The organism is Colwellia sp. 5_MG-2023 (assembly GCF_030547795.1).
GTDB lineage: Bacteria > Pseudomonadota > Gammaproteobacteria > Enterobacterales > Alteromonadaceae > Colwellia.
The window spans coordinates 92,692-106,833 of record NZ_JAUOPW010000004.1 but is presented as its reverse complement, the minus strand read 5'-3'; the positions used below and the strand labels follow the sequence as shown (position 1 = coordinate 106,833).

The following is a 14,142-nucleotide window of genomic DNA, read 5'->3' as shown; positions in this document are numbered from 1 at the left end:
TCATTTACTTAATTGAACGATCATTAATAATACAGCTTAGTGAAGATAGCATTACCTAGTATATTAAAATCTAGTTACTGCAACTACATTATAGATCACTCATCCAATCGAGTTGTTTATTTGCCTGTGTTTTTCTTTCCATTAAATCTCGAATTAATGGCGTTAAGATTAACTCCATCGCTAATCCCATTTTCCCCCCAGGTACTACTAATGTGCTCACTCTTGACATAAAAGATCCATCAATCATGCGTAAATAATATTGGAAGTCGACATTTTTCATTTCTCGAAAACGTATAACAACAAAGCTTTCATCTAAGCTTGGAATGCCCTTTGCACTAAATGGATTTGACGTATCAACCGTAGGAACCCGCTGAAAGTTAATATGTGTACGGGAAAATTGGGGGGTAATAAAGGATATATAATCTTCCATACTCCGCACTATACTTGCTGTAACAGCTTCTCGAGTATGCCCTCGCTTTTTCGTATCACGCACAATTTTTTGGATCCATTCCAGATTGACAATAGGTACCATGCCAATAAGTAAATCGACATGTTTTGCAACATCGTTCTCAGGAGTCACTACACCGCCATGAAGCCCTTCATAAAAGAGTAAATCTGTTCCCTCACCTATCTCTTCCCATGGAGTAAAAGTACCAGGCATTTGATTGTAAGGCACCGCCTCGTCGAATGTATGGAGATAGCGACGTGTCATTCCACGTCCAGTTTCACCATAATTACTAAATAACTTTTCTAATGCACCAAAATCATTAGCCAAATCACCAAAGTAACTGATATTAGAATGCGTTTCTTTCGCTTTACGCTTTTCTAGATCCATTTCAGGACGCGAAAAACGATGAAAGCTATCGCCTTCAACATTAACAGAGTTGATCCCTAAGGTTCTAAACATATGCTCAAAAGCAGCGGTAGTTGTGGAAGTTCCCGCACCAGATGAGCCAGTTACAGCAATAATTGGATTTCGTGATGACATTTATACTGACTCACATATTAGTACTAAATGATGCTATTAATCATTTCAATTAGTATAAGCTAAAAAGTAGGGTATTTTATACGGGGAAAAATAGCGAACGTCAAGAAACAAAAAACCGAGCCAAGGCTCGGTTTTTTAATTCTTATAAAAGAATGAAACTTAAACTAATGCTTAAGCTTCTGCTGATTCTTCAACTTCTTCAACAGCGTCTTCAACTGCTGGGCGGTCTACTAATTCAACATAAGCCATAGGAGCTTTATCACCAGTACGGAAACCACATTTTAAAATGCGAGTGTAACCACCTGGACGTTCTTGGTAACGAGCACCAAGTTCGTTAAATAAAATACCTACTACTTCTTTGTCTTGTGTACGAGCAAATGCTAAACGACGATTTGCAACACTGTCGGTTTTAGCCAATGTAATCAAAGGCTCTACAACGCGACGTAGTTCTTTAGCTTTAGCTACAGTCGTTTTGATAACGCCGTGCTTAACTAGAGAGCTTGCCATATTGCGGAACATCGCTTGGCGATGACTGCTATTACGGTTTAACTGGCGACCACTTTGACGATGACGCATGTGTTAATCCTTCTTAAAAAACTATTAAAAAAACGATGATCGAACTAGTCGTTGTCAACAATGCTTTCTGGCGGCCAGTTTTCTAGGCGCATACCTAGAGACAAACCACGAGATGCTAACACGTCTTTAATTTCAGTTAATGACTTCTTACCTAAATTAGGCGTTTTAAGAAGCTCAACTTCAGCACGTTGTACTAAATCACCAATATATTGAATTGCTTCTGCTTTTAAACAGTTAGCTGAACGAACAGTTAATTCTAAATCATCAACAGGACGAAGCAAAATTGGGTCAAACAATGGTTTTTCTTCCACTTGTTCAACTTCTTTAATATCGCGAAGTTCAACAAACGCATCAAGCTGTTCAGCAAGAATAGTTGAAGCACGACGGATAGCTTCTTCCGGATCCAATGTACCATTGGTTTCCATATCTAAAACTAATTTGTCTAAATCTGTACGTTGTTCAACACGTGCAGAATCAACATCATAAGCAATTCTAACTACAGGACTGAATGAGGCATCAACCAACAAACGACCAATAGCTCGATCTTCTTCCTCGGCATCACGGCGCGCTGAAGCAGGTACGTAACCACGACCCATTTCAATTTTGATGCGCATGCTGATAGAACCTTCACCTGTTAAATTACAGATAACATGGTCTTGATTTACAATAGTAACATCGCCATCATGTTGTATATCAGCTGCCGTTACAGGGCCTTCACCAGACTTAGTTAAAGTCAGAACGGCTTCATTTTTGCCTTCTAATAAAACAGCAAGCCCTTTAAGGTTTAACAATATTTCGATGATGTCCTCTTGAACACCTTCTTTACTACTGTACTCATGTAATACACCATCAATTTCTACTTCAGTTACAGCACAACCTGGCATTGAAGATAATAGAATGCGGCGTAACGCATTACCTAAAGTGTGACCAAAACCACGTTCTAATGGCTCTAAAGTTACCTTAGCACGACGAGGGCTAATATTTTCAATACCAACCATGCGTGGTCTAAGGAATTCGGTTACAGAACCCTGCATATATGTCCTCTCTTAAAGTGTAACTTTACTACTTAGAGTAAAGTTCAACAATCAACTGTTCATTAATTTCAGCAGATAAGTCAGCTCTATCAGGAACACGTTTGAACGTACCTTCAAGTTTTTTGTTATCAACTTCAACCCAAAGTGGTTTTTCACGTTGGTCGGCTAAATCTAAAGCGGCAATAATACGCGCTTGAGTTTTAGATTTCTCACGAACAGAAACCACATCTTCAGCTTTAACAGTGAAAGATGGAATATTTACTACTACGCCGTTTACCACGATAGCCTTATGGCTAACTAATTGACGAGCTTCAGCACGAGTGCTTGCATAGCCCATACGGTAAACTACGTTATCTAAGCGTGTTTCTAAAAGTTGTAACAAGTTTTCACCTGTATTACCTTTTAAACGTGCTGCTTCTTTGTAGTAATTACTGAATTGTTTTTCAAGTACGCCAAAAATACGACGAACCTTTTGTTTTTCACGAAGTTGAACACCGTAGTCTGACAAACGACCGCGACGGGCGCCATGTTGACCTGGTATTGTTTCGATTTTACATTTAGTGTCAATTGCTCTAACACCGCTTTTAAGGAACAAATCTGTACCTTCGCGGCGACTAAGTTTTAACTTAGGACCTAAATATCTAGCCATTTTCTTTCTCCAACTATCCTAAAAAAACGATTAAACGCGACGTTTCTTAGGAGGACGACAACCATTATGAGGAATAGGTGTAACGTCAGTAATGTTGGTGATTTTAAAACCAGCAGCATTTAAGGCACGGATAGCAGATTCACGACCTGGACCTGGACCTTTAACGAACACTTCAATATTCTTCAAGCCAAACTCTTTTGCAGTAGCGCCTGCGCGATCTGCAGCTACTTGCGCAGCAAAAGGGGTAGATTTACGTGAACCACGGAAACCTGAACCACCTGCAGTCGCCCAAGATAAAGCATTACCTTGACGATCTGTAAGAGTCACGATTGTGTTGTTGAAAGAAGCATGAATATGAGCCATGCCATCAGCAACTTGTTTTTTTACGCGTTTACGCGTACGTACGGGTGTTTTAGCCATTGTCTAGTCCCTCTTACTTCTTAATTGGCTTACGAGGACCTTTACGGGTACGCGCATTTGTTTTAGTGCGTTGACCACGTAGAGGAAGACTGCGACGGTGGCGAATGCCACGGAAACAACCTAAATCCATAAGACGTTTAATGTTCATTGAAACTTCACGGCGTAAATCACCTTCTACGGTAAATTTATCCACTTCAGCGCGTAGCAAATCAATTTTTGCTTCGTCTAATTCACTGATCTTCGTTGATTCTTCGATACCTGCTGCCGCACAAATAGCTTTTGCACGGGTAGCGCCGATACCGTAAATCGCAGTAATGGCGATTACTGCATGCTTACGATCAGGGATGTTAATGCCAGCGATACGGGCCACTAACACATCTCCTTTAAATAATTAAAATTACATTGGTTGGAAAGCCCGTTAGGATACCCAACCATTCTCGTTTTTCGCAAATCGAAGCGGCATTATACAGAATTATCTGCACAATGCCACTGCTAAAAGATTTCACTAGTTATTATTGAGAATTAGACAAAGTAAATTTGACGAATCCTGGTCAATAAACAGACTAACCTTGTCTTTGTTTGTGCTTTGGTTCAGAACAAAGAACGCGTATAACGCCTTTACGCTTAACCACTTTACAATTACGACAAATCTTTTTTACGGATGCACGTACTTTCATTTTATACTCCGTTAACTAAAATAGCCCGGCCTAACGACCGTGACCTTTCAAGTTTGCTTTTTTAAGTACATTGTCATATTGATGAGACATCATATGTGTTTGTACTTGTGCCATAAAGTCCATAATCACAACCACGATAATCAATAATGATGTACCGCCAAAATAGAACTGAACGTCCCATGCTATGATCATAAACTGTGGAACCAAACAGACAAAGGTAATATACAACGCGCCCGCTAGGGTTAAACGAGTCATTACTTTATCTATATATTTGGACGTTTGTTCACCCGGACGAATCCCTGGTATGAACGCACCTGACTTTTTCAAGTTATCTGCTGTTTCACGCGGATTGAAAACCAATGCCGTGTAAAAGAAACAGAAAAATATAATTGCTGCTGCTAACATTAATACATACAAAGGTTGCCCTGGCGACATCGCCTGAGATACACCTTGTAAGAAATCAGCTACAGGGCCTTCACCTTGTCCAAACCAGCTCGCAAGCGTGCCAGGGAACAAAATAAGGCTAGAGGCGAAAATTGGTGGGATTACACCCGCCATATTCACTTTCAATGGTAAATGCGTGCTTTGCGCCGCAAAAACCTTACGGCCCTGCTGACGTTTAGCATAGTTAACAACAATACGTCGTTGACCACGCTCTACAAACACTACTAAGAAAGTCACTGCAAATACCACAGCGCCAATAAGCAATAATACTAATAAGTGCAATTCACCTTGACGCGCCATCTCAGCTGTTTGACCAACAGCCGATGGCATGCCAGCAACAATACCTGCAAATATAATGATTGAAATACCATTACCAATACCACGTTCAGTAATTTGCTCACCTAACCACATTAAAAACATGGTACCAGTAACCAAACTAACTACTGCAGTAAAATAGAAACTAAAACCAGCATTAATTACTAGTCCTTGCATCATATCCGGTAAACTTCTTGCAATCGCTATCGACTGTACTGTTGCTAGAACTAATGTGCCGTAGCGTGTGTATTGGCTGATTTTACGACGTCCAGCTTCACCTTCTTTCTTAAGCTCTGCAAACTTTGGACTAACCACAGTTAACAGTTGCATAATAATTGAAGCCGAGATGTACGGCATAATACCTAATGCCAATACCGAGGCTCGCTCAAGTGCACCACCAGAGAACATGTTAAACATTTCTACAATGGTGCCCTTTTGTTGTTCAAAGAACTGAGCTAATACAGCGGCGTCAATACCAGGGATTGGTACAAATGATCCTAAGCGTAGCACTACTAATGCAATGAATACGAACCATAATCTTTGTTTAAGCTCAGACAAACCGCCTGCGCCTTTGCTTCCCTTTTGAGAAGCGTCCATTCCTGGTGTAGCCATAATCTGTATTATTCCTCGATGTTACCACCGGCAGCTTCAATAGCTACACGAGCACCTTTAGTTACGCCTAAACCGCGAACAGTGATCTTACGAGTAATCTCGCCAGACAGCATAATTTTTGCTGTTTCAATGTTACGGTTGATTAGACCAGCATCTTTTAACGCGTGAATATCAACAACATCACCTTTGATAAGGTTTAATTCATGTAAACGAACTTCAGCGCGAACTAAAGATTTACGTGAAGTAAAACCAAATTTAGGTAAACGTTGTTTCAATGGCATTTGTCCACCTTCGAAACCAGGACGTACACTACCGCCAGAACGTGACTTCTGACCTTTGTGACCACGACCACCAGTTTTTCCGATACCTGAACCAATACCACGACCACAGCGCTTTTTAGTTTTATTAGATCCCGGTGCAGGGGATAAAGTATTTAAATGCATTATTAATCCTCCACCTTAATCATGTAAATAACCTTGTTAATCATACCACGTACAGATGGAGTATCTTCTAACTCAACTGTATGATTGATACGACGTAGACCAAGGCCTTTTAATGTAGCTCTATGCTTCGGTAAACGACCGATAGAACTTTTTATTTGAGTTACTTTAACTGTTTTAGCCATGTTCAATTACCCCAAAATGTCTGCAACGCTTTTGCCGCGTTTAGCTGCCATGCTTTCTGGCGAATGCATATTCGTCAAAGCAGAAACAGTAGCACGAACTACGTTGATTGGGTTAGTAGAGCCGTATGCTTTTGACAATACGTTCTGAACGCCTGCAACTTCAAGTACTGCACGCATCGCGCCACCGGCGATGATACCTGTACCTTCAGAAGCTGGTTGCATGTAAACTTTAGAGCCAGAGTGCTTGCCAATAATGACATGCTGAAGAGTAGTACCCTTCAGGTCAACGTTTACTATGTTACGGTGTGCTTTTTCCATTGCTTTTTGGATTGCAGCAGGCACTTCACGTGCTTTACCGTAGCCAAAACCAACACGACCATTACCGTCACCAACTACTGTTAGTGCAGTGAAACTGAAAATACGACCACCTTTAACCACTTTAGATACGCGGTTAACTGCGATTAGCTTTTCAGCCATATCACTTTGTTGTGAGTTTTCTTGATTATGATTAGCCATTATCAACCCCTAGAACTGAAGACCAGCTTCGCGAGCTGCTTCTGCTAATGCTTTAACGCGACCATGATAAAGGAAACCAGAGCGATCAAAAGCTATCTTAGAGATACCTTTTGCTACAGCACGTTCAGCGATTGCTTTACCTACTGCAGTTGCTGCTGCAACATTACCTGTGTTTTCAACTTGTGCACTAACTTCTTTGTCTAAAGTTGACGCAGATGCGATAACCTCAGAGCCAGTTGGCGCGATCAATTGAGCGTAAATGTGACGAGGAGTACGGAATATAACTAAACGATTCGCACCCAACTCGCTAATTTTTGCGCGTGCGCGTTTAGCGCGGCGCAAACGAGATGTTTTCTTATCCATAGTATTACCCTACTTCTTCTTAGCTTCTTTACGACGAACGTGTTCATCAGAATAACGTACACCTTTACCTTTATAAGGCTCTGGCTTACGGTATGCACGAATGTTCGCTGCGGTTTGACCAACTAAATGCTTATCACAACCTTTCAGTATGATTTCAGTTTGGCTAGGAGTTTCAACAGTAATTCCATCAGGAATTGCGTGATTGATTGGGTGTGAAAAACCTAATGATAAATCTACAGATTTACCAGCGGCTTTTGCACGGTAACCAACACCCTGTAAAACCAATTTCTTTTCAAAACCTTTACTAACACCTTCAACCATATTATTGATTAAAGCGCGAGCAGTACCGGCTTGTGCCCATGCATTTCTTTCATCACACGCGATGTTAGTAATGATTTGGTTCTCTTCTTGAGAAACCGCAACAAAACTATGAATCGTACGTGATAATTCACCTACTGGACCTTTAACTGTGATATTTTGACCTGATAACGTAACGGTAACGCCAGCAGGAACATCGACAGGTGCTTTTGCAACACGAGACATATTATTCTCCTTACTCTACGAAACCAAGAACTTCACCGCCAATACCCGCAGAGCGAGCAGCACGATCCGTCATCAAACCTTTAGAAGTCGAAATTATCGCAATACCCATTCCTGCAAGAACTTTAGGAAGTTCATTACAGTTTTTGTATACACGAAGACCAGGACGTGAAACACGTTTGATCACTTCAATTACTTCTTTACCTTCAAAATACTTCAACGTTACAGCTAATTCTGGTTTAACATCACCAGTAACTGAATAATCTGAAATATAGCCTTCTTCTTTAAGTAAGTTAGCAATTGCAACTTTAACTTTTGAAGATGGCATTTTTACTGCAACTTTTGCTGCAGATTGACCGTTGCGGATGCGTGTAAACATGTCCGCGATAGGATCAGTCATCATAACCATTTACTCCCGTGAATTACCAACTAGCTTTCTTAAGACCTGGAACTTCACCACGCATCATAGTTTCGCGTAATTTAATACGGCTTAAACCAAATTTGCGTAAGTAACCATGTGGACGTCCAGTAACATTACAACGATTACGTTGACGGCTACTTGATGAATCACGAGGTAAACTTTGAAGTTTCAATACAGCATCCCAGCGTTCTTCTTCAGAAGAATTAACACCAGAGATGATTGCTTTTAACGCAGCACGCTTTTCAGCGTATTGTGCTACTAACTTAGTTCTTTTATCTTCACGAGCTTTCATTGACGATTTAGCCATAACTCTACACCTTCTTCTTGAACGGGAAGTTGAAGGCAGACAATAATGCATGTCCTTCTTCGTTATCTTTCGCGCTAGTAGTAATAGTGATATCTAATCCGCGAATTTTATCAATTTTATCATAATTGATTTCAGGGAAGATGATTTGCTCACGAACGCCCATGCTGTAATTACCACGACCATCAAATGACTTAGGGTTTAAGCCACGGAAGTCACGGATACGAGGAATAGAAATAGAGATTAAACGCTCTAAAAATTCCCACATACGCTCGCCGCGTAGAGTTACTTTTGTGCCTATAGGATAGCCTTCACGAATTTTGAAGCCCGCAACTGATTTGCGTGCTACTGTCGTGACCGGCTTTTGACCTGAGATTGCAGTAAGATCATTCGTGGCGTGTTCTAGCACTTTCTTATCAGAAATTGCCTCACCAACACCCATGTTAAGGGTGATCTTTTCAATCCGAGGGACTTGCATGACACTTTTATAACCGAACTTCGCTTGAAGGTCAGCTACAACTGTATCTTTATAAAAATCATGCAGTTTCGCCATCGTTTACTCCAATTAAATTAATTCGTTATCAGATTTAAAGAAACGTACTTTTTTGCCGTCTTCAAATCTAAAACCAACGCGGTCAGCCTTGCCCGATTTAGGGTTAAGGATAGCTACGTTAGATACTTGTAAAGGTGCTTCTTTTTCAATAATCCCACCAGGCTGCTGTAACTGAGGTACAGGCTTAGTGTGTTTTTTGATTAAGTTTACGCCTTCTACGAATACTTTGCCGCTTTCAACAAGAACTTTAGTAACTTTACCAGTTTTGCCCTTGTCTTTACCTGCAAGTATAACTACTTCATCATCACGACGAATCTTAGATGCCATTATCGTGACTCCTTATAGTACTTCTGGTGCTAATGATACGATCTTCATAAATTTTTCATTACGAAGTTCACGTGTCACTGGCCCAAAAATACGAGTACCAATTGGTTGTAAGCTTGCATTAAGCATTACAGCCGCGTTTTCATCGAAACGGATAGCAGAACCATCTGTACGACGAACACCTTTCTTAGTGCGCACCACTACCGCAGTGTGAACATCACCTTTTTTTACTTTACCGCGAGGACTTGCTTCCTTTACGGCAACTTTGATGATATCACCAATGCGTGCATAGCGACGGTGCGAGCCACCAAGAACCTTTATACATTGAACACGCTTAGCGCCACTGTTATCAGCAACATTAAGCTGTGATTGCATTTGGATCATTGATTTTTGCTCCGCTGTTATCTTTTAACCCACTTACTTCCCAATATATAGAAAAATAAATATAAATCATTAAGATAAATTAAAATTCAAGGCCAGAAATTTGACCCGTCACTGCCTAAAAAGACTTCCCAAACACATTAAAGCACTGACAGAAGTCAAACACTCAAAGTTAATGGGCGCGAGATTATACCACCGCTAATTACAAAGTGATAGTTTAATTAACTAAAAAATGAACAATATTATTATAGTTTATTTATTTGCCCTGAATTTATAGGTTATTAAATAAAAAATTATGTTTATTAAGCTGTAATAGTTATTGACGAACACCTGTAAAACTTGCTAATAATGCTTGCGCAAAAAAGAAGTACTATATATAACACATTAAGTTCGACGCTTTTCATTAAGTTAAATTCAAACTTTTTTGATAAACAACATATTGATAAATAAGGTTAATAATTTTATTTTTGCTTTTATTAATCGAAAACATTGATTTTCATCATGTGTGATACAATATAGACCTGATATTTTAAGTCTATATTAAATAAGTTACATCATTGATATTGGCAATTACAACCAAGAATAAATGTTAAATGGTGTTACAGCCAAACAACCTTGGTCTTTGTAGTATTAGGAGATTCAGCATGCCAACAGGTAAAAATAAAGCATTAGGTATTTTAGCATTAGCAGGCGTAGAGCCATACCAAGAAAAAGCTAATGAAGAATATATGGGTGAGCCCCAAAAAGTACATTTTAAAAAGATTTTAGATGCGTGGCGTGTACAATTACGTGAAGAAGTAGACCGTACCGTAACTCACATGCAAGATGAAGCCGCAAACTTCCCTGATCCGGTTGATAGAGCAGCACAAGAAGAAGAGTTTAGTCTAGAATTACGTACTCGAGATCGTGAACGTAAACTCATTAAGAAAATTGAGAAAACGTTACAGTTAATAGAAGAAGATGAGTTTGGCTTCTGTAAGTCTTGTGGTATTGATATCGGTATTCGCCGTTTAGAAGCAAGACCTACTGCTGATCTTTGCATAGAATGTAAAACTCTAGCAGAAATAAAAGAACGTCAAATGGCTGGCTAAGCCATTCGTTTTGCAAGCTTTACAGAAAAACCCTCAAGATATAAAGCGACCATCGTTATTATCGCAAGATAGTTATCGTGGTCGTTTTGCTCCTTCACCTTCTGGCTTATTACACTTTGGTTCATTGATCGCCGCATTAGCAAGTTTTTTAGATGCTAAAGCATCCGTTGACTCAAACGGTAACCCAGGTAAATGGTTAGTTCGAATAGAAGACATCGATCCTCCCCGAGAAAAAGTTGGCGCTAGTACCGCGATTTTAAAAACGCTAGAAGCATTTGGCTTACATTGGGATGAAGATATTCTCTACCAAAGCCAACAAACTGACCGATATAAGCATATTTTAAATGAACTACAGCAACAACACCTAAGTTATTATTGTCAATGCACACGAAATGAAATTAAAAAGCTTGGTGGTATATATCAAGGACATTGTCGTCCCCTAAACAATGCAAAAGAAAATAGTGCTACTCGCCTTATTAATCAATATGGTTTGTATCAATTTAAAGATATTTTTCAGGGTAATATATCTTGTGATAAAAGATTGGCTGAAGAAGACTTCATAATACACCGAAAAGATAATCTATTTGCTTACCAACTTGCAGTTGTTCACGATGATATTTACCAAAATATAAGTCATGTTATTCGAGGCTGTGATTTACTTGAGCCGACAGCGAGGCAACTAACCTTGTATGCCACACTTAATAAAAAACCGCCTCAATACGGGCATATACCACTGGCTATAACTAAGCAAGGCTTTAAACTTAGCAAGCAAAATAAAGCCACAGCTATTGATAATAATAATCCTCAACCAGCATTAATCGCTGCACTAAATTTTTTAGGACAAATTCCTGATCCGGATTTAACTCATGAACAAGTCCCTAACATTATCAATTGGGCAATTAAACACTGGAATAGAGAAAAAGTAGCTAAGGTCAAAGCAATAAACATTGACCTTAGCGACAATGACGAATAATTATCAACTGATACAACGAATATTTACCTTAATAAAAACATGGACTCATATATGAATTTTGACTTTTCAGCTTTCAGCGCAAACCAACGCTATCATTTAATGACACAAACCATCATTCCTCGCCCGATTGCGTGGGCCTTAACTGATTCAGGTAATGGTTCATTTAATCTAGCGCCATTTTCTTACTTTACTGCAGTATCTAGTGCACCTCCTATTTTAATGTTATCAGTAGGTAAAAAACCTAATGGCGATGATAAAGATACTTTAACTAACATTATTAAAAATAAAAAAGTCGTGATTCACATTGCTTCAGAACAACATGCTAGCTTAGTTACACAAACCGCACAAACATTAGCGCATGGTGAATCGGAGCTTACTGATGCAGGAATAAAAACTACTGAGTTTGCTAATTTTTCCCTACCAAGAATTGCACAATGCGACATTGCTTACGGTTGTGAGTTATATGAAATAAAACCGTTAGGTGATGTACCACAAAGCTTAATTTTTGTTGAAGTTAAGCAAGTCTATATTAATGATAACGTCGTTGATGTTGATGAAAAGCAACGAATCAAAGTACATGCCGATAAAATTCAGCCATTAGCTCGTCTTGGTGGTGCTGAATACGCAACGATTAATAATCCTTTTGAGATTAGTAGACCCAAATAATATTAATGTAGTAATTGATATAGCGATAATAAATATCTAAGTGCTACCTTATTACCTATGCCTTTGGCATTAATATTATCACTTAAGGTAGCATTGATATGATAGTTAAAGCAGTTGTAAATAAAAAACAGCTGCTTTTTCATTCTCTTTGTTACAAGTTTGTTATATCATTACATGTATCTAACAAGATAATTTTTCATATACTTCCTACTCTTAATAAAAGGTTTGCGATTATCAAACGCGTCATTAATTTATGTAAAAAGGTTTTTACTAAAAATACCAGTAAAAAAGCTATCGTTAACAATCACGTCACAACACTCGAACAACCCATTGTACTTACACGTGATCAACATCCAGTATCTCGCCAATTAATTAGCCCAAATGCGCTTAAAGTATTATATCGGCTAAACAAAGGCGGTTTTGATGCTTATCTTGTTGGTGGTGGTGTTCGCGATATTTTATTGGGTCAAAAACCTAAAGACTTTGATATTGCAACCAATGCTACGCCTGACGAAATTAAAGGCTTATTTAGAAACTGTCGTTTAATAGGTCGCCGGTTTCGACTAGCGCATATTGTTTTTGGTCGAGAAATCATTGAGGTCGCCACCTTTCGAGGGCACCACGACAGTGAAGGTCAAAAAGGAAAGGACAGTACCAAAACCTCGAAACAAAACGATGATGGTATGTTATTACGTGACAATATTTACGGCACCATTGATGAAGATGCTGAACGTAGAGATTTCACCATCAACGCACTTTATTACTCATCTAAAGATTTTAAAGTCTTAGATTTCGCGAATGGTGTAAAAGATGTAGAAGACAAAGTTATCCGTTTAATTGGCGATCCAGAAACTCGTTACAGAGAAGATCCAGTACGCATGCTTCGTGCTATCCGTTTTGCCACTAAGCTAGATATGAAAATAGCTAAAGAAACTCAGCAACCAATTACAGAGCTGGCACCATTAATGGCAAATATTCCTGCTGCTAGAATGTTTGAAGAGTTTTTAAAAATGTTTATTTCGGGCAAAGCCGTTGCTAACTATAAACAATTACGTAAATACCAATTATTTGGTTTTTTCTTTCCTGCAGTTAATCTAGCATTAGATAATCACTCAGAAGGCAATAGCGAGCAACTAGAACGCTTCATTATTCAAGCAATGACAAATACAGATAACCGTATTAATAATGATCAACGTGTAACACCTGCATTTTTATTTGCAGCCATGCTTTGGTATTCATTACAGAACTATATTCGTCAGATAAATGCTAATCGCCAATTATCACCTCAAGATGCATTTTTTGCTGCTTTAAGCGAAATAATGCCTGAGCAGCAGCAAAGCATCGCTATTCCTAAGCGTTTTCAAAGTGTCATGAAAGACATCTGGATTTTACAAGAGAAATTAGAACGTCGAGAAGGTAAAAAAGCATTCAAAACTTTTGAACACCCTAAGTTTAGAGCAGGATACGACTTTCTCTTGTTACGTGCTGAAGTTGAAAAAGACAATGGGCACCTAACCGAGTTATCAAAATGGTGGACTGACTTTCAAAATGTTAGTCATGAAGCTCAAGAACAAATGGTTAAAGGAATCAAAAGCTCACCAGGAGCGAAAAGACGTACGCCAAGAAAACGACGTAAACCGACTAACCAAGCTACTGTTGACTAATAATAC

Annotated in this window: 22 protein-coding genes; 4 read left to right on the top strand and 18 right to left on the bottom strand. The window is 39.0% G+C overall.

Annotated elements, in window-relative coordinates:
* Positions 1-88: 88 nt before the first annotated feature.
* The 18 genes from Q4496_RS05165 to rplN all read right to left on the bottom strand — a co-directional run bounded on the left by Q4496_RS05165 (position 89) and on the right by rplN (position 9,745).
* Entirely contained in the window at positions 89-988 is a 900-nt protein-coding gene (locus Q4496_RS05165; RefSeq protein WP_215973158.1) for a phosphoribulokinase, read from the bottom strand.
* 171 nt (positions 989-1,159) lie between these two features.
* A complete protein-coding gene (gene rplQ / locus Q4496_RS05160) occupies positions 1,160-1,564 on the bottom strand; it encodes a 50S ribosomal protein L17 (protein ID WP_159817725.1) in 405 nt (134 codons plus the stop codon).
* Between the two features lie 44 nt (positions 1,565-1,608).
* Positions 1,609-2,598, bottom strand: a complete 990-nt coding sequence (rpoA, locus tag Q4496_RS05155) for a DNA-directed RNA polymerase subunit alpha (protein ID WP_159817723.1) — start codon at positions 2,596-2,598, stop codon at positions 1,609-1,611.
* A 28-nt stretch (positions 2,599-2,626) separates the two neighbouring features.
* The gene (gene rpsD, locus Q4496_RS05150; protein WP_159817721.1) at positions 2,627-3,247 is read right to left on the bottom strand and encodes a 30S ribosomal protein S4; all 621 of its coding nucleotides are present in this window, start codon (positions 3,245-3,247) and stop codon (positions 2,627-2,629) included.
* Between the two features lie 30 nt (positions 3,248-3,277).
* Positions 3,278-3,667, bottom strand: a complete 390-nt coding sequence (gene rpsK / locus Q4496_RS05145) for a 30S ribosomal protein S11 (RefSeq protein WP_159817719.1) — start codon at positions 3,665-3,667, stop codon at positions 3,278-3,280.
* Between the two features lie 13 nt (positions 3,668-3,680).
* Positions 3,681-4,037 (bottom strand): 30S ribosomal protein S13, encoded by a 357-nt coding sequence (gene rpsM, locus Q4496_RS05140; protein WP_159817717.1) that lies wholly within the window; start codon positions 4,035-4,037, stop codon positions 3,681-3,683.
* A 193-nt stretch (positions 4,038-4,230) separates the two neighbouring features.
* On the bottom strand, positions 4,231-4,344 hold the full coding sequence (rpmJ, locus tag Q4496_RS05135) for a 50S ribosomal protein L36 (RefSeq protein ID WP_130603190.1): 114 nt from the start codon (positions 4,342-4,344) through the stop codon (positions 4,231-4,233).
* A gap of 30 nt (positions 4,345-4,374) precedes the next feature.
* Positions 4,375-5,715 (bottom strand): preprotein translocase subunit SecY, encoded by a 1,341-nt coding sequence (secY, locus tag Q4496_RS05130; protein WP_215973157.1) that lies wholly within the window; start codon positions 5,713-5,715, stop codon positions 4,375-4,377.
* Between the two features lie 8 nt (positions 5,716-5,723).
* Positions 5,724-6,158 (bottom strand): 50S ribosomal protein L15, encoded by a 435-nt coding sequence (gene rplO, locus Q4496_RS05125; protein WP_215973156.1) that lies wholly within the window; start codon positions 6,156-6,158, stop codon positions 5,724-5,726.
* A 2-nt stretch (positions 6,159-6,160) separates the two neighbouring features.
* Positions 6,161-6,340 (bottom strand): 50S ribosomal protein L30, encoded by a 180-nt coding sequence (rpmD, locus tag Q4496_RS05120; RefSeq protein ID WP_215973155.1) that lies wholly within the window; start codon positions 6,338-6,340, stop codon positions 6,161-6,163.
* Between the two features lie 6 nt (positions 6,341-6,346).
* Complete coding sequence (gene rpsE / locus Q4496_RS05115) at positions 6,347-6,856, bottom strand: 30S ribosomal protein S5 (protein ID WP_215973154.1); 510 nt, start codon at positions 6,854-6,856, stop codon at positions 6,347-6,349.
* A gap of 9 nt (positions 6,857-6,865) precedes the next feature.
* A complete protein-coding gene (rplR, locus tag Q4496_RS05110; protein ID WP_215973153.1) occupies positions 6,866-7,219 on the bottom strand; it encodes a 50S ribosomal protein L18 in 354 nt (117 codons plus the stop codon).
* Between the two features lie 9 nt (positions 7,220-7,228).
* Positions 7,229-7,762 carry a 50S ribosomal protein L6 gene (rplF, locus tag Q4496_RS05105; RefSeq protein WP_215973152.1) on the bottom strand — a complete coding sequence of 178 codons (534 nt, stop codon included), beginning with the start codon at positions 7,760-7,762 and terminating at the stop codon, positions 7,229-7,231.
* 10 nt (positions 7,763-7,772) lie between these two features.
* The gene (gene rpsH / locus Q4496_RS05100) at positions 7,773-8,168 is read right to left on the bottom strand and encodes a 30S ribosomal protein S8 (protein ID WP_215973151.1); all 396 of its coding nucleotides are present in this window, start codon (positions 8,166-8,168) and stop codon (positions 7,773-7,775) included.
* A gap of 13 nt (positions 8,169-8,181) precedes the next feature.
* Positions 8,182-8,487: a 30S ribosomal protein S14 gene (gene rpsN, locus Q4496_RS05095; protein ID WP_215973150.1), complete on the bottom strand. Its 306-nt coding sequence runs from the start codon at positions 8,485-8,487 to the stop codon at positions 8,182-8,184.
* A 4-nt stretch (positions 8,488-8,491) separates the two neighbouring features.
* Positions 8,492-9,037, bottom strand: a complete 546-nt coding sequence (gene rplE, locus Q4496_RS05090; protein WP_215973149.1) for a 50S ribosomal protein L5 — start codon at positions 9,035-9,037, stop codon at positions 8,492-8,494.
* A gap of 12 nt (positions 9,038-9,049) precedes the next feature.
* Positions 9,050-9,364, bottom strand: coding sequence for a 50S ribosomal protein L24 (gene rplX / locus Q4496_RS05085; protein WP_159817697.1), 315 nt, complete (start codon positions 9,362-9,364; stop codon positions 9,050-9,052).
* Positions 9,365-9,376: 12 nt separating this feature from the next.
* A complete protein-coding gene (rplN, locus tag Q4496_RS05080; RefSeq protein WP_159817695.1) occupies positions 9,377-9,745 on the bottom strand; it encodes a 50S ribosomal protein L14 in 369 nt (122 codons plus the stop codon).
* A gap of 641 nt (positions 9,746-10,386) precedes the next feature.
* Here rplN and dksA point away from each other — a divergent pair.
* From dksA to pcnB, 4 genes are all read left to right on the top strand, one after another.
* A complete protein-coding gene (gene dksA / locus Q4496_RS05075) occupies positions 10,387-10,833 on the top strand; it encodes an RNA polymerase-binding protein DksA (protein WP_159817693.1) in 447 nt (148 codons plus the stop codon).
* 10 nt (positions 10,834-10,843) lie between these two features.
* A complete protein-coding gene (gene gluQRS, locus Q4496_RS05070) occupies positions 10,844-11,806 on the top strand; it encodes a tRNA glutamyl-Q(34) synthetase GluQRS (protein WP_215973148.1) in 963 nt (320 codons plus the stop codon).
* Positions 11,807-11,857: 51 nt separating this feature from the next.
* Positions 11,858-12,472 carry a flavin reductase family protein gene (locus Q4496_RS05065; RefSeq protein ID WP_303601269.1) on the top strand — a complete coding sequence of 205 codons (615 nt, stop codon included), beginning with the start codon at positions 11,858-11,860 and terminating at the stop codon, positions 12,470-12,472.
* 98 nt (positions 12,473-12,570) lie between these two features.
* Complete coding sequence (pcnB, locus tag Q4496_RS05060; RefSeq protein ID WP_215973146.1) at positions 12,571-14,136, top strand: polynucleotide adenylyltransferase PcnB; 1,566 nt, start codon at positions 12,571-12,573, stop codon at positions 14,134-14,136.
* Positions 14,137-14,142: the final 6 nt, after the last annotated feature.